The 19,668-nt window shown below is 45.2% G+C and carries 15 protein-coding genes; all 15 read right to left on the reverse strand.

Features of this window, described 5'->3' with window-relative positions:
* Positions 1–21: 21 nt before the first annotated feature.
* The 15 genes from GX019_01720 to GX019_01790 all read right to left on the reverse strand — a co-directional run bounded on the left by GX019_01720 (position 22) and on the right by GX019_01790 (position 19,539).
* Positions 22–702, reverse strand: a complete 681-nt coding sequence (locus GX019_01720) for a DUF4956 domain-containing protein (protein HHT35873.1) — start codon at positions 700–702, stop codon at positions 22–24.
* 124 nt (positions 703–826) lie between these two features.
* Positions 827–2,134, reverse strand: coding sequence for an extracellular solute-binding protein (locus tag GX019_01725; GenBank protein HHT35874.1), 1,308 nt, complete (start codon positions 2,132–2,134; stop codon positions 827–829).
* Between the two features lie 169 nt (positions 2,135–2,303).
* Positions 2,304–2,648: a DUF2512 family protein gene (locus GX019_01730; GenBank protein ID HHT35875.1), complete on the reverse strand. Its 345-nt coding sequence runs from the start codon at positions 2,646–2,648 to the stop codon at positions 2,304–2,306.
* Between the two features lie 41 nt (positions 2,649–2,689).
* Positions 2,690–4,741, reverse strand: coding sequence for a glycoside hydrolase family 65 (locus GX019_01735; protein ID HHT35876.1), 2,052 nt, complete (start codon positions 4,739–4,741; stop codon positions 2,690–2,692).
* A 70-nt stretch (positions 4,742–4,811) separates the two neighbouring features.
* Positions 4,812–6,113: an extracellular solute-binding protein gene (locus GX019_01740; protein ID HHT35877.1), complete on the reverse strand. Its 1,302-nt coding sequence runs from the start codon at positions 6,111–6,113 to the stop codon at positions 4,812–4,814.
* A gap of 185 nt (positions 6,114–6,298) precedes the next feature.
* The gene (locus GX019_01745; protein ID HHT35878.1) at positions 6,299–7,576 is read right to left on the reverse strand and encodes a carbohydrate ABC transporter substrate-binding protein; all 1,278 of its coding nucleotides are present in this window, start codon (positions 7,574–7,576) and stop codon (positions 6,299–6,301) included.
* Positions 7,577–7,675: 99 nt separating this feature from the next.
* The gene (locus tag GX019_01750) at positions 7,676–8,950 is read right to left on the reverse strand and encodes a carbohydrate ABC transporter substrate-binding protein (GenBank protein HHT35879.1); all 1,275 of its coding nucleotides are present in this window, start codon (positions 8,948–8,950) and stop codon (positions 7,676–7,678) included.
* A gap of 86 nt (positions 8,951–9,036) precedes the next feature.
* The gene (locus tag GX019_01755) at positions 9,037–10,002 is read right to left on the reverse strand and encodes a carbohydrate ABC transporter permease (GenBank protein ID HHT35880.1); all 966 of its coding nucleotides are present in this window, start codon (positions 10,000–10,002) and stop codon (positions 9,037–9,039) included.
* A gap of 17 nt (positions 10,003–10,019) precedes the next feature.
* On the reverse strand, positions 10,020–10,916 hold the full coding sequence (locus GX019_01760) for a sugar ABC transporter permease (protein ID HHT35881.1): 897 nt from the start codon (positions 10,914–10,916) through the stop codon (positions 10,020–10,022).
* Positions 10,903–13,695, reverse strand: a complete 2,793-nt coding sequence (locus GX019_01765) for a hypothetical protein (protein ID HHT35882.1) — start codon at positions 13,693–13,695, stop codon at positions 10,903–10,905. Before GX019_01765 ends, GX019_01760 begins: the two co-directional genes overlap by 14 nt.
* 34 nt (positions 13,696–13,729) lie before the next feature.
* Positions 13,730–15,931 (reverse strand): hypothetical protein, encoded by a 2,202-nt coding sequence (locus GX019_01770; GenBank protein HHT35883.1) that lies wholly within the window; start codon positions 15,929–15,931, stop codon positions 13,730–13,732.
* A gap of 340 nt (positions 15,932–16,271) precedes the next feature.
* A complete protein-coding gene (locus tag GX019_01775; protein ID HHT35884.1) occupies positions 16,272–17,198 on the reverse strand; it encodes a hypothetical protein in 927 nt (308 codons plus the stop codon).
* Positions 17,199–17,233: 35 nt separating this feature from the next.
* Positions 17,234–17,776, reverse strand: coding sequence for a hypothetical protein (locus tag GX019_01780; GenBank protein HHT35885.1), 543 nt, complete (start codon positions 17,774–17,776; stop codon positions 17,234–17,236).
* Between the two features lie 280 nt (positions 17,777–18,056).
* Positions 18,057–18,842, reverse strand: a complete 786-nt coding sequence (locus tag GX019_01785) for a hypothetical protein (protein HHT35886.1) — start codon at positions 18,840–18,842, stop codon at positions 18,057–18,059.
* 37 nt (positions 18,843–18,879) lie between these two features.
* Positions 18,880–19,539: a hypothetical protein gene (locus tag GX019_01790; GenBank protein ID HHT35887.1), complete on the reverse strand. Its 660-nt coding sequence runs from the start codon at positions 19,537–19,539 to the stop codon at positions 18,880–18,882.
* Positions 19,540–19,668: the final 129 nt, after the last annotated feature.

The following is a 19,668-nucleotide window of genomic DNA, read 5'->3' on the forward strand; positions in this document are numbered from 1 at the left end:
CATCCTTTAGATCGTATTAGATTATAGCGGTAAAGCGAGCTGCGGAGCTAACAGAGAAACCTCAGAAACTTGATCCAGTTTGCTGATGGAGCCGACAAGCTGATCCATTAGGTCTTGATTGACTTTCAGCAGCTTTAACTCTAAAACTCGTTCCCAATAATCTGATTTAACTTCATGGGACCGCAGATATGCCTCAATCCCCAACGAAGAAATCACCTGATTGATCTGGTCTGCCGGGAATCCTTCCTCGCCTCTGATAATCAAAACATATTCCGCATCAGTGGGAACGCCATATCGAACATAATGCATAATAATATACAATAGCGCTACAAGAACACCAGCTGCCAAAACCAAACCGAGATTATCAGTTCCGGCACCTAATCCGGTAGCGATCGACCAAAACAGAAAAACCATATCTCGAGAGTCTTTAATAGGAGTGCGAAAGCGGATAATAGCCAGGGAACCTACTAGTCCCAATGAAAGAGATAAATTGCCCTGAATAAAAAACATCACACAGCAGACAATCGGGGCCATACTGACAAGTGTAGGCAAGAAGGTCGCTTCATAGCTCAGTCCGCGGTGAGTAAACTTGTACACCCAACCAATGCCTAGACTGATTGCAGTAGCTGCCAGCATCGCAATCACGAACTTCCACAAGAGTTCAGGAGCAATTGAGAATAATTGCGTAAATATCTGCCACATACACTGATACCACCTCTATTTATTTTACATTGATTATACTTCGGTGAATCTTACCAAACTCCTTGTTAACATGAAAAAAGGCCCTGCCCAGGGCAGAGCCTTTCAGCTGAAATGCTTTTAATAATTATTGTCCGAATAAATCATCGAGGAAAGCTTGTGCCTGCTGCTCAACCTCGTCAGTAGCTTGAGCTGCGCCTTTCTCATTGTTGATAACTAGGGAAACCTGCTCATCGGTGATATCCCACAAGCCTGACCATTGGAAGATATCTCCCTCGCCCTGCCAGTTATCAGCACATGCCATGTACGCTTCCATGTGCTCTCTCGATCTCATATAGCTGTTAATGTAGAAATCGAGATACTCATCTCCATCCCCTTCTCTGAACAGGAAGTCGGCTAGAGCGATCAATTTTTCAGGTTCAGCCGCATTAACAGGCAGGAAGTTGGCGGCAAAGTCAAATGTAGGCTGTCTATTGGTTTCAACATGAGGGCCTCTCGGCTGAGGTACATAACCAATATTCATACCGGCATTGATCGCGTGTCTTGCTCCAGCTATGTGAGTATGGGGAGCGATTGCAACTTTGCCTTGGAGGAAGTCTCCACTGCCCATAATCTGCAGTTCATTGCGCCAGCGGTTAACGGTGTTGAGAACATGGATAGCGTCAGCATCATTGAGGCTGTATACCCATTTCCCATCCTTCTGCTTAGCAACCTCGGCGCCATTAGAAGGCAGGAAGCGATAAACAGCTGCCGGATTACCCAAATCGCCAATACCCCACTGATCAATTACTCCGTCGCCATCAGTATCTTGGGTTAATGCAATACCGAGGCGCTCCATTTCGTCATAGGTCCAGCGGCCCTCTTTCCACAGATCATATGGCTCCTCAAGGCCAGCTTCTATAAAGAGATCCCTGTTATACATGGTAATCATCATCGAACCATTGAAGGTATCATAAGTAACGCCAAATCCGTAGAGTTCGCCTTGATATCTTAACTTTTCGATAGTATAGCGATCTGCGCGCGGCAGAGATTCGAAATACTCATCCGGCAAAATTGTACTTACCGGGAGCAGCATCCCCTGAGTTACCAATGGGAAATAGCCGCCGCGGTGTTCAAACCGGAAGATATCATATGTGGAATCACCCGCTAAAATCCGAGCGATCATAGCCTCTGCTCCACCGGTATTACCTGTTTGAATCTTTACATTGAAGAGTTCTTCTGCTTCAGCAATCCGCTCTTGAAGCGGAAGACCGCCGTTAAACACTACGTAGTGGAGGTCACCAACAAGAATGTTTACTGTCTTCCCGCCAAAGTCCACTTCATCCGGACTCAGTACACCCGGACGCGGTGTATAAGCGGAAACCATTCCGGAAACCGCCAATGCCAAACATACAACCAGCGATAACAACACTAGACTTCTCGCTCTTGCTTTCACACTAAACCCTCCTGATTATTTTTTTAGCAGAGCCATCACACCCTCGAGATTTAGAGCTGCACCCCTCCCCCTCATTTAACATTTATAATGTTTTGTTGACATCTATTAATATTTATTTGCTAATCATTCTCCGTTTCCTGCTTTCTCACTTTAGATTTAACATTGCGTTTTATTTGTCTATTTCCGGTATTAACAAACTATGAAAAAAGTATCCGCTGAGAATTACCGCGCACGCTAGCGCAAACAAGGTTAAAAATGTCGAGCGGAACCCAGGCACAATCAGCGACATCAGCCAAGCAATCAGCATTGAACTGATTCCTTCGGCCAATGCCGCAGGGCTCCTAACATCGTCGGATTCAAACAGCCGTGCACTGATCATATAATTAACTCCTGTAGTAATTAAGGCATAGACGAGCACTAATCCAAATGGATTAGAATCAAAAAGAGTCAAGGTTAGCAAACTCAGCACTAACATTGACACAAACTTAACGAGTAAGTAAGTGACATTAGTCATCCTGATCACCTCGACTCTAGCATTCCCAAAATTATTTAATTTTACCAGTATTTATTAATTCCTTCGACAGCTACTTTCCACGATCCATCCTGTGGGAAACCGGGTGCATGCACATCAGGCCCACCGTTCCAACCCGCAGCCATCATACCCACAGCTAGCAGCAGTGCGCCATTGCCGGGTAGATATAAAGGCAGATTCGGACGCTGATAATTATGACCGTTTGGCAGCCAGGTATTTTTGACAGAATCTACAAATAACGCATCTAAAGCCAGCTCTGGCTCACCCACCCGCGCTGCAGCCATCGCAACAACCGGGAAGTCCCAGCCCCAAGCTCTATCCCACTGCCAAGTCTCAAATACGGTCCTAATGGTATTGCGCACTACTTCATGATCTGCACGGGTACCCGGAAGCACTCCGCAAGCGCACAACATAGATGGATGATCATAGTTGAACTTAGAAAAAGTATCAGGACAATGCTCATGGGCTAAGTAAACTCCGTCCTTAACCGGAAGCGGCGCCAGTTTTTCGATAATCTCATCCCACTTAGGATTGGGCTCTATACCCATTCTAGCCCTCCACTCTTGAGCAATCCGCAGGGCAAACCACCAGTACTCAAGCTCGTAGGTAGGATTGAGAGTTTCAACAGCCCGGTGACACTCCTGCGCGGGAATAATCGGCGCCCCTAGAATATATTCGCCCCGATTCTCGTCATAGTGAGCAAAACTGGCCATAAATTCGGCACTTTCCATCACTATGTCATAATAGCGTTCCAGAGTCTCTTGAGTTGGATAGCTCTGGTACATCAGCTCTGCATAAGCAATCGGATGGGGCTGCTGCCAGATCAGCAGAGGTGCAACTTTTGAAGGAGAATCCACACCATCCGGCCCTACCATTTTCGGCCATCTAGCTCCAGTATAACCTTGATTTGCTGCATGTTTCTTAGCTTTCGGCATGATGTAATCATACCACCATAAACTGTTTTCCAAAAGCTGTGGTCTTCCCCACTGCGGGAAGTGGGCAGCGTGCCACCAGTGCATTTCCAGGTGAGCTTTGCCAAACCAACTATTGGTAGTCAAGCCAGTCTCCTGAGGCGGCAGGACACCTGAGCATTGAATTGCAGTCACATACTGAGACAGCACCACTCGCCGCTCAAGTTCGTTAGCCCGCTCATCTTGACTGTGAGCTAACTCAACAGCTCCTCCGCTCTGCCAAAACTGGGGCCAGTGGAGCCTGACCGCTGCTAAAGCATCGTCATAACTGAGCAGCGGCTGTTTTGACTGCTGTGGAGAAAACAGACAAACAAATTGAAGCGGAGCTCCTGATTCTATTGGGGAGAACGCGTATGTATGGGCATCCAGCTTGGATACTGTTGTTTTATGCGCAAACTGCATCGCGCAGTAGTATACCTCATCATCCATGGTCCTAACAAACTGGATCGATTGGGCATCAGATTCTAAAACAACAGTCTTGTGTTTATCCGGCTGCTGCCAGTCCGCACCGGACATGTGGTGGGATCCGTAGGGAAAAGCAATCTTGACCTGCAGTCTGCCCTCATCAATTAAAGGTGATTCTACCGACACCAGAACTAAATCCTGATGAGGATGGCAAGCTGTGACTACAGTGACAGGGCTGTCCTCGACCTTAAACTCGCTGGTAATTACCCCAGTCCACAGATCCAGCGTTTGATTAATGCTGTGCACATCGCTTGGCTGAACCGGATTACCATCGTTCAGGGCCATTACTAGACCGATCTGACCTAAATGAAAACGATGAGGGTTAATGCGAAGCCAATCAAACAGCTCCTCCTGCCCTTCCGGACTAGTGTGGTAGCCTACCGGACGGCCAAAGGTATCGTAGTCTTTCAGCTTGATTGTCCTGCCGAGCAGATGATCTGGTGTAGTATAGCTGTGCCAGCCCCAGTTGGACATTGTGGCAATCGGCATTCCATCCTGATAAAGCTCAGGAAATGTCTGGAGACCTGTGCTGTCTACAGTAAAAGCAAAGTCACCGTTACCTACTGATAAGGGGGCAAAAGGATCAAACTCATGAATCTTTGGATTATGCCTGCTTACCAGCATTTTTCTATCAATCATCCCGGTACCTCCTTAAGTTAGATATTAAACAGCTCTGCTGTTTCAGCAGAGCTGTTAATTTTATTATACCTTATTGTTTAAATAAGTCATCTAATTCAGCTTGAACTGTTGGAGCAATTTCATCCATAGCAGCTGCTGCACCTTTCTCGCCGTTAATAACGGAGATTACAGCTTGCTGGGTTTTAGCCCAAATCAGTTCTTGGAAGGGGTCGCCTTCACCCTGCCAGTTTTCAACTGCGTCCATATAAACCCGGAAATGCTCTTCGTCTTTCATGTAGGAGTTGATATTAAAGTCTAAGAACTCCTCACCGTCTTCTTCTCTAAAGAGGAAGTCGGTTAAAGCAATTAAACCTTCCGGATACTCACTGTTAAGCGGCAGCATGTTCATAGCAAAGTCAAATACCGGATAGCGGTATTCGCCGGGAACTGCGCTTGGGATCGGAACCATACCGAAGTTGATAGTTAAGTTGCGTGTTCCGGCTAAGTGATTGTGAGTATTGAACAGCGCTGTACCGCCAGCGAGGCTGCCGCCGGTTATCTCCAGGTCTTTTCTCCAAGCTGCAACCTGGGTCATGACTTCAAGAGCTTCAGGCTGGTTGTATGTAAACACCCATTTACCTTCGCTGTTCGGCTTAGCAATTTCTGCGCCGTTTGCTGCTGCAATCCGGTAGATTCTGGAGTCATGGCTGACGCTTTTGTCTTCGATGCCGAACTGATCCGGCTGGCCATCACCATCTAAATCTTTAGTAACAGCTGCAGCAAGTTCAGTCATGGTTTCAAAGCTCCACTCACCATTGAGATAGAGCTCGTACGGATCCTGCAGACCTTCCTGCTCGATCATATCGCGGTTGTAAATTGTAAACATCATAGTTGGGTTGAACAATCCGTATACAACACCAAATCCATACAGATTATTTTGGTATTCTAATTTTTCGATTGTGTAGCGATCTACGCTCGGCAGAGCTTCGTAGTATTCAGCCGGGAGAATTTCGCTGACAGGCAGCAGCATGCCGGTAGATACTAAAGTATAATAACCATAGCGGTGCGGCATGCGAATTACATCCAGTTTGGAGTCTCCGGCCATAATTCTTGCTGTTAGTGTGTCTACAACATCTTTAGTACCAAGGCTTTGGGTTTCGATTTTAACATTGAATAATACTTCTGCTTCACGGACTCTTTCATCAGTCGGCAAACCGCCATTGTGACCGGTATAACCTAAGTCACCTACTAAAATGGTTACAGTCTTGCCGTTAAAATTAACTTCATCCGGACTTAAAACCCCTGGGCGAGGAGTATACGCGGCTGCAGATGCTCCCAGCACAGCAGCAACTAAAACGATAATTGTTAGCACTGATAGTAGTCTTTTGTTCATTACATATCCTCCCAAATCTAAATTACATTAAGGTAAAAAGCAAAAAAATTCAAACCCCCTTTACTTTATATAGTTTATAATAATATATTGGCGATAAAATGCAGTATCCCTGCCGCTATTTTAAGAAAAGATGAAAACAGCCCTGCAAAAATGCAGGGCTGTGTTTGATTCACATTAATAAAGCACTATTGGTTAAACAAGTCATCAAGATAGGCTTGCGCTTGATTAGCAATTTCATCCATCGCAGCTGCAGCGCCTTTTTCACCAGCAAGAACTTCAGTTATGGGTGTTCTTAAAATTTCCCAAAGATCTGTACCTTGGAAAATGTCCCCTTCGCCCTGCCAGCTTTCGGTTGCAGTGACGTACATTCTGTAGTGCTCCTGGGTTGTCATCCAGTCGCTGACCATTTGATCCAAGGTTGCAATGGTATCTTCTTCTCTATAGAGGAAGTTAGCCAGTGCAATTAAGCCTTCTGGATACTCAGCGTTAACAGGCAGAAACATCATTGTAAAGTTGAAAGCTGGATAGTGATAGCGATCTACGTGAGGTCCTTTCGGCATAGGTACCAAACCAAAGTTGATCCCTGCAGCCTGAGCGTGGCGGTTTCCACCAAGGTGAGTATGAACTACAAAACCGACTTTACCAGCGTTGTAGTCCCCATCACCCATAATGCCCAGCTCACGCCATCTTAAAATCGTATTGAATGCCTCAATTGCATTTTCCCGATTATAAGCAAATACCCATCTGCCATCTTCTTGAACTGCGAGTTCGGCTCCGTTAGAAGGAGCAAACCGAATAAAGCCAGCGTAGTTTGCTACATCGGTAATTCCGCGCTGGTCGATTAAGCCATCGCCATCTGTATCTTGGGTCAGGATGATTGCATATTCTTCTAAGACGTCATAGGTCCATTCGTCGTTAAGATAAAGTTCATATGGATCCTCAAGACCGTACTGCTCAAGTAGGTCTTTGTTGTACGACATGATCATCATGGTATCATTGACCACACCATGATGAACACCAATACCATAGCGCTTACCTTCATATTTCAGCTTTTCAATGACATACCGATCAGTATTGGGCAGACTTTCAAAGAACTCCTCCGGCAAATAATCATCAGCCGGAAGCAGCATGCCGCTGGATACCAGAGCAAAATATCCTTCGCGATGTGGAGCTCTGATAATATCATAGGCGGAATCGCCGGCCATGATTCTAGCCATAATCTGATCAGCGCTTTCCAAACGGATTGTATCAAACTTTACATTAAACAACTGCTCAGCCTCAGCTACCCTTTCTTCGTCTGCAGACAGAGCGCCCCGAATAATGGTAACAGTCTTCCCGCCAAAATCGACTTGATCAGGGGAAAGAACACCCGGTGGCGGCACATAATCACCTGCTGCACTAATACCACTGAGAATAACCAGAAGCAGCGCAGTAATTACCCAAGCGACATTTCTAACTTTCATTATACTCCTCCTTAAACTGGCATCATAGTCAAATATTGATTGAGAAAGCCAGTCCCATTAAGGGACTGGCCTATCCCCGTATATCCTAAACTGCTGAGATTATTGCTTGAACAGGTCATCAAGGAAGGCTTGAGCTTCAGCAGCGATTTCGTCCATGGCTGCTGCTGCACCTTTTTCTCCAGCAAGTACTTGGTTAATTGGTGTACCAGCAATACCCCAGAGATCAGTGTTTTGGAACACGTCGCCTTCACCGCGCCATTCTTCTGTTGCAGTGATATACATTCTGTAGTGCTCTTGAGTTGTCATCCAGTCGCTGACCATTTGATCCAGAGTTTCCATTCTGTCGCCAGGACGGTACAGATAGTTAGCCAAAGCAACCAAAGCTTCCGGATTTTCAGCGTTAACCGGCAGATACATCATGAAGAAGTCAAATGCCGGATAGTAATGGCGCTCTGCGTGAGGTCCTCTCGGCATCGGTACTAAGCCGAAGTTAACACCAGCTGCTTGAGCATGGCGGTTGCCACCTAAGTGAGTGTGCATAACAAAACCGACTTTACCAGCATTGTAGTCACCATCACCCATAATGCCAAGTTCTCTCCAGCGTAAAATGGTGTTGAACGCTTCAATCGCATTCTCGCGGTTGTAAGCAAATACCCATTTGCCATCTTCTTGAACAGCCAGCTCTGCGCCGTTTGAAGGAGCAAAACGGATAAAGCCGTAGTAGTTATTAATGTCAGTAATACCGCGCTGATCGATTAAACCGTCACCGTCAGTGTCCTGGGTAATAATGGTTGCCATTTCTTCGAGCTTGTCATAAGTCCATTGACCATCAAGCCACAGCTCGTATGGATCTTCCAAGCCATAAAGCTCGATTAAGTCCTTGTTGTAGGACATGATCATCATAGTATCGTTAACAACGTCTTGGTGAACACCGATACCGTAGCGCTTACCTTCATACTTTAATTTTTCGATAATGTAACGGTCAGTATTCGGCAGGCTCTCATAAAACTCATCCGGCAGATAATCGCCTGCTGGCCAAAGCATGCCTGAAGATACTAACGCAAAGTAACCTTCACGATGAGGAGATCTGATAATATCATATTTTGAGTCTCCAGCCATGATTCTAGCCATGATTTGATCTGCACTTTCCAGACGCAGAGTGTCAAATTTTACATTAAACAGTTCTTCAGCTCTGGCAACACGATCTTCATCTGTTGGGAGCGCACCACGAATGATGGTAACAGTTGCGCCGCCAAAATCAACCTCTTCAGGAGAAAGAACTCCAGGTGGTGCAACATAATCTTCAGCACCAGCAATACCAGCTAATAACAGCATGCAGAGAACAGTAATTAGTGTTAACTTAATCTTTCTCATCATATTCCTCCTCTAAAAAGTATTTTTTATGATCATTAGAGCTTAACCTACCATCCTAAATCCAAAACCACCCCCCTTAAATCCGTTTATCCGGTCAGACCAGTGCGCTCGATACTTTCAACAAAGTATCGCTGCAAGAACGCATACAGTATTAACAGCGGCAGGATAATAAGAAAACTACCCGCATTGTTGACTAGCGATGCTTCCACCGGTGCGTGGAGATACTGGTCTCCTAGTACATTTCGTGCTAAATCGTTAAGCATAATCGGCAGAATTTTTGCCTTTGGCCAGTAGAAACTGGTTAAGTTGAAGTCGTTCCACATCCACACAAAAGAAAACAGGAACACAATTACCAATCCGTGTCTGGCACCGGGCAGTACGACTCTCAAGAAAGTGGTGAATGGTCCGGCACCGTCCACGTACGCTGCTTCTTCCAGCTCTTTCGGAGCACCTCTAAAGATTTGACGCATGATATAAATGTAAAGACCATTTTTAAAACCAGATGCTGTCATAGCCGGCAGCAAAAATGGCCAGTGAGTTCCAAGCAGATTGAGTCCGCCGCCGGCAAGGATGCCGAAAAAGTCGAAGAAGCGGAAATTCAAATACAGTGGAATCAAAATCAGCTCAGGTGGAATTACCAGCGAGAATATTACCAAGGCAAACCACAAGCCGTTACCAACAAAGTTGTAGCGAGCAAAACCATATCCTGCTAAAGTACAGGAAATCAACTGGAATAAACTCACCAGAATTGCCAGTTTAAACGAGTTCCAAAAGGCGATCGGGAATTCCATGAACCGATACGCAAGCTTATAGTTATTTAAGCTTGGGTATTTTGGAATGATCAGAACCGAAGGATCCCAGATATCTGTCCTGGTCATGATCGATGAACTAAACTTGACGATCAAAGGATACAGAATCACATATGATATTCCGATCAAGATTAAATAGCGCAGTATGGACGTGACCACTTTGCCCAGCGTACGGAAGTTGACTACACTCCTGCCCCTAATTATCAGCTTGCCATAACTGATTTGTGCACCCGTTTTAGCCATTTTATAACCTCCCAGCCCTAATCATGATAGAATACCAGTCTGTTAAAGATCAGGTAGACAATGCCCAAGATCACGCAGATCGCGCCGAAATAGATCCAAGACATGGCTGCGCTCACACCAAATCCGGCTCCCTGGAAGGTTGTATTGCGAATTAACTGTATTAATGAGTTGGATGTCGATGTAAAGAAATCAATAATTGTATAGATGATGTTTGTCAGAATCAAGGGACTGACCATTGGCAGAGTAATCAGCCAGAAGTTTTCCCACGCTGTTGCGCCTTCTACCTCTGAGGCTTCGTACAGTGAAGGAGAAATTGACTGCAGTCCCGCCAAAAAGATCAGAATCTGAATTCCGGATGCGTTGATAATACTCGAAATACCATCAACGGCTAGGGCAATGTACTCCATAAACTTTTCAGGTACCTGGAGGTATGTCAGGAAATTACTCAACGCTTGGAAATCGATAAACGAGTAGGTCTCCTGAACTTCTCCTCCAATAACTCCCATCATGTAGTCCTGAATCTCGAGCTGAAGAATTACTCCCGATGCTAAAACTACAGGAAGGAAGAAAATTACCCTGAAAACCAGTCTGCCTCGGAATTCTTGATTCAACAGCAGCGCTGCAAAGAAACTAAATACCAAGATCCAAAAAACATTGAGAAGCATAATGCCCATTACTTCAACGAGCTGACGCAGAAAATCCGCGTGAACCCGCAAAGCGAAGTAATAGTTTTCAAAACCGATATAGGTCGTATCAAAACCGGTCTGCGTAATGGTAACTTCGTTGATGCTCAAAACAACTGACTGGATTACCGGCGCCAAAACAAACAGCAGAAACCCAATCACGAAGGGGAGAATAAAGATGTACCCGTACACATTCTCCCGCTGCCGCATGGTCAACCTAAAACGCTTCATTCGGTTCACCCTCCCTAATCAGCTTAAAACCGGTACCTTCTATTTCAACTCCCTGAAACTCGACTGCCTCCGCATTATAATTAACAATAATGCTCAACCCATTTTCATAACTGGTCTTATATACGTTTTCAGTCAGCATTTCATGACCGATAATACGCTGACCTTGAACTTGTCTCAGCACAGCATTCATTTTATCATAAATTTCAACAGCGAGTTCAAACCAATCACCGTAATAATTAGGGAAGAGATGATCAAATTCTGTGCCTTTGACCTCAGTTCCTTCTTTGTACATCCAGCTGAAATAAGGGGCCGCTCCCGTTTCTAATGACTTAAGCACTGCGAAATCAAGGTCAGATGCGTGATTCAGCGGAGTTCCGGTATAATTCACATAACCGTGGAGCGCCATCTGGTAAAATGGAATACTGCGCCCGACGATATTGTAATTATTGGCAGTCAGTGGAATGTTTACCACATGGCTGGCGTAAGGTACGGCGTAGACATTTGCCCTGTTGATCATCAGCTCTAGACCATATTCCTTATTCAAACGCTTCATTGCGTCTTGATTGATCACCAAGCTGTCAGCTCGTGAAACCGTACTATTTACATTATGGTCTGAATTAATCTGCGTACCTAGGTCCCCTAATGCCAAACCGCTAATTCCCAAATTTTGATAGTCTTTCATAAAACTATCAATAAAATTATTGAGCTGACCTGGTGCTGTAGCAAACGCTTGGAAAAGGTTATCCCGAATCAGCCAAACAGGCTGGCGGTTCAAGCTCTGCGCCACATGACGTTTCAGATTGACTCTAGCATACTTAGTGTCGTAAATATTGAGGAAATCAACATCTGGATAGAAGCCAACATCCCTGTCTTGTAAAAACTTAACTAGATCTTGAAACTCTTCTCTGCTGCCCAGTTTTTCTTCAATTCGAACACGATTAGGAATACCTGGAATTAATCCGCCTTCTCGCCATCCCAGGTAGCGGAGCTGGATATTCTTAACCCCGCTGTCATCCAGCTGACCAACAATTTCCTGAACCTCACCAAACGATGTCAGTGATGTGATTACGTTCCTGGGAATGCCCATGATCGATTTCCGCACAGGTGCTGCACCAACAAGTTCCAGGTAGAATGGTATGTCGGTTCTTGGCTCCAGTTTTTCAAGACCGTATTTTCTCACCAAATGCTCCTGAAACCGATTCGCCATACCCACATAGGTAGACTCTTCCTCAACTAAAAATGAGTAGCGAATTACAATATCCTCTTCGGGCAGTGCCTTAGCATAGGCTTTTATCTGTCCCCTAGCGCGGCGCGCTAATTCCTCTGTTCTGTCCGTTTCAGTTAAGCTGATGTTTCCAAATGGGATCAGCACATATTCGCTGGAAACCTTGGCATGAGGAATAATGTTGCTGGCAGTATTGGCCTTAATTCTTGCTATACCGCCCCCCTCTTCAATAATAGCGAAGAAGGCTTTATTGTCTTCTCTTAAACCGAAGACCGGCATATATAATCTCTCTTTTATATAGCGATCAAATCGCTCAACAAATTCATGTTCAGCCAGACCATAAGCAATAGTATGATCCGTGCCATAGACATCCCTCGCGTACTGCACGCCAGTAGCAACACCGGTATGGATTAAAGCCCCTGAGCCATCGGGAATTAAGATGTAACCATCCTTACCGGTGGGGGATGCTCCGAAATGCGGCAGCACGTTGATTGAATACAGTGGAAAATCCACCAAAGTGCCGCCGATTTGACCAAAGTGATCAAAAACTTCAGAACGATTGGTGGGTCGAAAATAGCTGGAGACACCTGTAATATAACGATCATTTGGCTCAACCTGAACAGGATAGTACACCAGATCCATTGGAATCCTGACAATCAAAGAATCGCCTTCAACAACATACTCTACACTGATGCGAAAGATTTCAACATTGAGCTTTGGTGGTATGATTTTGTTTGCCTCATGGTCCTTAGCAATTTCAAAAGGAGTATAGTCAATGGACTTCATTAAGTTTTGAATGTCTGTGCGATCCCACGGTCTGATAGTATTATCAATAACATAGGCAGGCATATCGATCAGCTGTTCAATATGCTCTAACCGCAGATCTGCTCTTTCAGTCAAATCGTTGTTAGCGGCAACTACTGTATCAACAAGCAGAAGGGTTAAAGTGCTTTTGTCTTTATCGCTTAGTTTTGTGCCGGGAGAAACAACCACATAATCTCCAAACTGCTGGTCCTGATTAGGAAGTTGAGTAATCGAAACCCTTTGGTTGTCTTCACTCACCTTCTCAAGGCCTATTAACTTGTATTTGCTCTTAAGCCAATCGGCATCCTTGTCCGACAGCTTCGGCAGGATCTCGTTTTCAAAGCGATCCTGGGGCACCATCAATGGGAGCCAATCATCATCCCACCACTCCTGACCAAATAGATAGTTAACACGGATACCATTGTCAATAGATTCGATCTCGTATTGGCCATACTCAATACTATCCTTCCAGTTATTCATCTGCTTCATTTCATCAGAAGGATTGTAGTAAACTATTGCCAGCGTATCCCTTTCTGTTCGGCTGTTGATGGGATTGGAGTACCAGATGTCACCTGTTTGGTTGTGCTGCACAGCGATATATGTTGTTGCATCATCGACATACAAGGAAATCTCCGCAGACTGTGCAGCCAACCGGTAATTGTCCGGCACCTCCTGAGCTGCCCCGGCGATACTTGCCGTTATCAGCATTATTAGAACAAGTATACCTAGACCAGTTTGTTTAAATCTCATGGGTTTCAGCTCCCTTCCACTCAGGCTAACTACATCATCTAAAGACTAGTTCCAGATAGATTTTGTAGATAAAACCTATCACCTGATTCACTAAGCTGGTAAACAACAAGAGAATAAACAATACGACAGCAATTCCGGCAACAGTAGAAACTGAAGTAATCAGAGTTTTGGGGCCGGAATACTCATGAGTTATCATGGTGCCGACATAAATCAGACCAACCATCCAAACCACTGCAATCCAAACCGCTAATTGGATGAATGCTCCCTCTGGTTGAGTGAGGAAATGGCTGATTAATGTTACTGGTACAAACACCAACGGAAGTGGTGTAAGTGCATAAGCTGTTGCTATATAAATGTCTCTAAATGTACCTTTACCCTCCATTAAAGTAGTCAGTGCCCAGTTGCAGATGCACCAAAGCAGTACCGGAATGAGGATACTTGATGCTTCTGTCAGGATATTTAACGTTTCAACTCTGAGGGTGTTAAAAGTAAATGCTGTGTACTGGCGGTAAAACACCCAAGATAAAACAGTAACTAACAGGATGATATTGGCAGCTCCTACTGTTCCCCGCTCTTCATGTTTCAAATCCCAGTAACCATCAAAGGGATGGAAGATTACATGCAGAGCATAGCGAAGACTGTCTAAAGTCTTTAAGAAAATTGCTTTAAAAGATTGAGTGTTGTTGATGGGAACACCAAGGTACACAACGGTAGCTGCGGTTTCTCCCCATCTGTCCACTAACGCTCCACCAACTGCTTGCTTTAGGCGCTGCCAGAGACGGAATTTGGAAATAAGATAAATAGCTAAAGCTATGACAATAATAATCCACGCAACAAGTCCAAAATGCTCATTTACCCAGTTCTGACGGTATTTAGTAAATGCCTGGGAATAACCGGAGCGATTTTGGCCGTGCCGGAATGATTGCATGGCTTCTTCGTAATGACCATCATAGAAGAGCGCCCGACCGATGCCGGTATGGGCCACGTCGAGATTAGGATTGATTCGGGTCAGCTGCTGCCAGGTCTCTGTAGAGCGCTGGTAATCACCTGCGTCATAATACTCAAGGGCAGCGTGGATCATTTTTGCATAATTGGTCGGCTCGAAAATCGTAACTCTTCCATCCGCGTCGAGAACAATCACCTGCTCTCCTTTGGTAGTGATTGCCTGCGGCCGCGTAAACAGGCCTACAGCATCACCAATGCCGCCAAAGACATACAGCAGGTTACCTTGATTATCATAGGTGAAGATTCTTCCACGCTGGCGGTCCAACGCGCTGAACATGCCAAATTCACGGTTAACGATATCAACGAAGCGGCTTCTCGTATCGTTATTTTCACTGCTGTCAAAAGCAGACGCAGAGTCGCCCCGCATTGGAACGAAACCGTTGCGAACAATAATATCTACTCCACCCGGATTTAAGCGTTTAATTGCCGTATCATTAGCGGGACCTGCCTCAACAGCATATATAAAGCCTTCGGGATCAATATCAATGCTGGCATACTCAATCGGCAGGTACAGCTGGCTTCTTTCTCTCTGTTCATCTGATTGGATATAAGCCCAAAATAACTCTACTGCAGATACTGAAACGCGCGGCGCACCGACAAAGCCGGTAAAATCGCCCTCATTGTTTAAAACCACAATACCATCGTAGAGGTCTTGAGCAATTGCGTAAATACGTCCAATGTGATCTACGCCGACTTTGCGCGGCCTAAACACAAATCGATCAGGGAACATATCAGGGTAATCGACATGGGGCGAGGTAATGATATCAAGCAGATTTCCTTCATAATCGAGGATGACTATCCGCTCTTTCCCGGTATCCGCTACATAAAACTTCCCATCAGGAGTTACGAAAAATCCCTCAGGTGAACTGAAGCGATCGACTTGATCGCCGTTCATAAATTCACTGATACTACGGATAAACTGCCAGTTTTCATCAAGTTCGATGATCCGGTGTTTACCTGTATCTAGGATATAGGCTCTGTCACCTACAACTGTGATATCCTGAGGATTTGACAGAGTTTCTGCTCCCATATCCAGCCCGGTCATCATTTTTACGGGCAGATACGCTTGAGGAGCCGGTACCGGAGCACCCCAAAAATCATAAATGTAGCTTTCATACGGAACTACGAGTGATTCTACTGCTGATACCTTCGTCGAGATGAGCATTAAAAGAATAACTATGAGTCCTACTGCGGCTGAGGTTGACTTACTTCTCTTAATGCTGAGTTTCACTGCAGGTCTCTCCTTCCAATTCATCCTTGTGATTTATAATGAATTAAGAACGCCCGCTCGATAAACCCTAACCTAGATTAATTGTTCGCCTCCGATTAACTAAATCCTCTTTTATTTAACATGGCATCGCCGCACACAAGCGTGCAGATTTTACCATACTCTCAATTCTATATTTAATTATATATTAACATTAGGTAAATTTCCTTATTTTTCTGCCGCAAATACAGTGGATTTTATACATATTCGCCAATTTTATTCCCAAGTTTATCCAGTAAAACTTCCTAAAACCCATGTAAAAGAAGCCCGGATCACCATGATCTCGGGCTTCACATCCTATCTTTTAGTCCCACATACCTTCTGTTCTTTCCACTCCAATTGCTTTTTCAATTCTCAGTAAGAAACTGTCATCAATTGGAAATTCTGCCGGAGAAACCAGAGCCAGATAGGCTAAATTTGTGCCTTTCCTCTCACCTGGTGTCCCTGCGTGGGTAAGTATCAGCTCGACCTTGCCATCCTGCTCAATCTTAATCCCGGGTACAACCTGATAGCTCCAATCCCCAACTGCTCCACCGCCGGCAAAACCACCGGTTGTCGGCAGTTCGATCGGATTATCCGCACCACGAACCTCTTCTCCATTTACCTTCAAGGTGCGTTTGGTAAATTCTTCGGCGGATGAGGTTGCATAGCGCAGTACCAATGCGTACTCTCCAGCTTTAACATCTTCGATTTCCCACTTGATCCAGTGTCCCGGCCAGTTCCAGTGGGTAAAGACGGTTCCCGGAGCATAACCCCGCTGGTCATCCTCAACAATTCTCACACCATTATGATCATCTTTGTTCGGCGAGTCTTGATAGCCATCCTGCTCCTTCAAATCTCCAGCTTTAACCCCTTTGACTTCAGTGACAACAACCTTAAATGTAACGTCCGCGTTCAGATCATTCAACTTGACTTCAACTTTAACGTCACCAGTAAAGTCTTCGGCAGCTGTAAATACTGCTTGATTTGGATTATCCGCTTTAGCTTCGAGTTTTCCTGCTCCTTCAGTAACAAGCTTCCATGCGTCAGCCGTCAGTTCAACAGCCACCGTGCTGTCATCTTCAGCTTTGCCATCTACTGTCAATGTATTGGCATCACCTGGTTCAATCATGTTTTTGGCAGCGTTAAGTTCCAGCTTAGCCAGTTCTTTATCTGGCTTTAAGAAACCAAAGCATCCGCTCAGCACCAGTGACAGCACCATAACCAATGCTAATCCAACACGATAGCGCACATCAACCAGCTCCTTTGACTGAGGATTATTTAAGTTTACAGTCCCAACATAGCCTCTACGGTTGAAATTATTTCATCGTCATCCATGCCTAAAATTACATCTACCGGCAGAAAAGCAAACCAGGCTGGATTTACCCCTACATGCACACCCGGATCTGCTGATACGGTCATGCGGACAGTGTACTCACCAGCCGCCAGCGTTATCGGATCAAAAAAGCCGAGCTGATATGTGAGGAAATCTCCGGTTGAGAAGAAGACCATGTCTAAAACAACCTCGCCATTAAGACTCAGTTGCCGCGGAGCTTGATCTCTACCGGTAGCGTACATAGCTGCAGGCACATAGAGACCGTCTTCCTTCACTACAACTTTCCACTCGACCCAGTGATCAGCATAGTCCCAATGGGAAAATGTAGGATACGCCCGATCACTCCGAATCTGCACAGTTCCTCCGTCCTGATTAATAAAATCTACTGCTTTCCAAGCAACAATATTGTCGACAACAGACTCAGCTGCCGCAATTTGACTTAAGCCAACTAACAGCACAACTAACAATACACAAGATAATACCCTTTTTTGCATTTTTGCTTCCTCCTTTTACTAGCGCTAAGCGCGGATTTTTCTCACGCCTATCACGCTCTCAGTTTTATTTAGAATCAGCTGGTAAAAGTTTTTACCTAATCAGTCAGACTAGTCTGCTCTACTATCTTCGGACTGTCCCAAAACATAGTATTAGTGCGCTCTGCTATTCCAACGGTATCTCTACGACAATAATGGAGCAGAATCAATGCTGCCCAGTTATTTTCTCCCAGGGCGAAGTTAAGCAGCCGACAGACCGATGCCTGGCGGCTGCATGATTCTTTTATAATCCCAGCAGTGAATCAACCCGTGCCACGATGTCCGGGCTGTCTGCCAATTCAACTGGATGAACCAGAGCAATCCACGCTGGATTGAGGCCTGTTTCAACATCCGGAACGATATTCTCGATATGGAGAATGCGTTTACCGGCTTCCAAATAAATCGGTTCCAGCTTGATGCTCCGCCACTCTTCCGGATTGCGGCCGAATCCACCCGTATTGGGAAATTCTACGGACTCAATGACCAGCTCTCCATCTACGCTTACACTGCGGAAGACATCATAGCGTGCTCCGGTTGAATACATCATGACAGGAACATAGACTCCTGATTTCGGCACATCAAACTCCCACTCCAACCAGTGACCGAGATCGTTCCAGTGAGAGAAACAGGGGTAAGTGCGATCGGTTTGAACCTGGACTGAACCGCCCCCTTGAGCAATAAAATCGAGAGAGCGAACTGCGATAATCTTTTCACCTACATTGAAACTTATTTCATCAGTAAACTCTCCTACTGTAACTCTGACAGTGACTCTTCCTTCCTCTGAAGGAACAAATACAGCTTGATTGTCATCGCCCGGAGTTATTGTACCGCCAACCGCTTCCCAAACTGGGGTTTCGGTTATTTCAGTCAGCACCCCTACAGCAGTTCGTCCTACTAGTGAAAGCTTGACTTCATCCCCAACATCGACTGACGCTGCATCCATTTCGATCCTAACCTGCGCTAGATCAGAACTGCAGCCCACAAGTAATATCAGGGCCAAAGCTAGAACCAAAAGATGCTTTTTCCTCATAGTGAAGTCCTTCCCATTCATTTTAATCTACACTTTATTATTTTGCTAAATCATAAACGCGGACATTATCGAAATATGCTTGTTTGAGATCTTCCCGACGGGAAACATTTAAGAGAATCTTGCTTGCCGCTCCACCTTCAACACCTGCAGGATCAAACTCAGCATTTTCTAAAATTACAATTTGATTGCCTACAGCATCCAGGTAGTAAACGTTAAATCCTTCTGCATTCCAAGTTAGAACTAAGGTATGCCATCTGTCGTTTGGCAGATTGACAAGATTTTCAGTCTGCTGGCCAGCAGGGCGGGGGCGTACGTTTCCACTGCCAGTAACAAAGACACCGATCAGTCTGCCGCTTGCACTGTGAACTTCAATATTGATGTTGTCCCTGATGGCGCTTGGCTGATAGAAGTCAACCATCATTTTGCCTTCAACAACCTCAGGAATCTCCTGGACGATTTCGCCGTAAAGATCAGGAGTGTTATTCAGCACTACTGCTAGGTTACCATCAGATACTCTGCCAGAAGCAGCGTCTACAACTTGAGCCGCCAAATCATGAGTCAGTTCCCAACCAGCAGGTTTCTCACCAATAGTGTTGTCCTCGAAGGAATCGAAAAACACGAGTTCTTCAGCGGATACAGCTAAGCTCAGCACTGATACTAACAAAAATACAGTAACAGCAATTAATGTTTTTCTCATCTACATGCCCTCCATTTGGTTATTTTTCAAAGTAAGTAAAACAACAACCTGCCAGTTTGCTGCTATTATCCACCTCCCAATTTTTGCTTACAGTTAATATTTTGCCGTTTCGATTAAAATTCCTGTTAA

The sequence above is a fragment of the Bacillota bacterium genome (assembly GCA_012837335.1).
Taxonomy (GTDB): Bacteria; Bacillota; Limnochordia; order Darwinibacteriales; family DTU012; genus DTU012.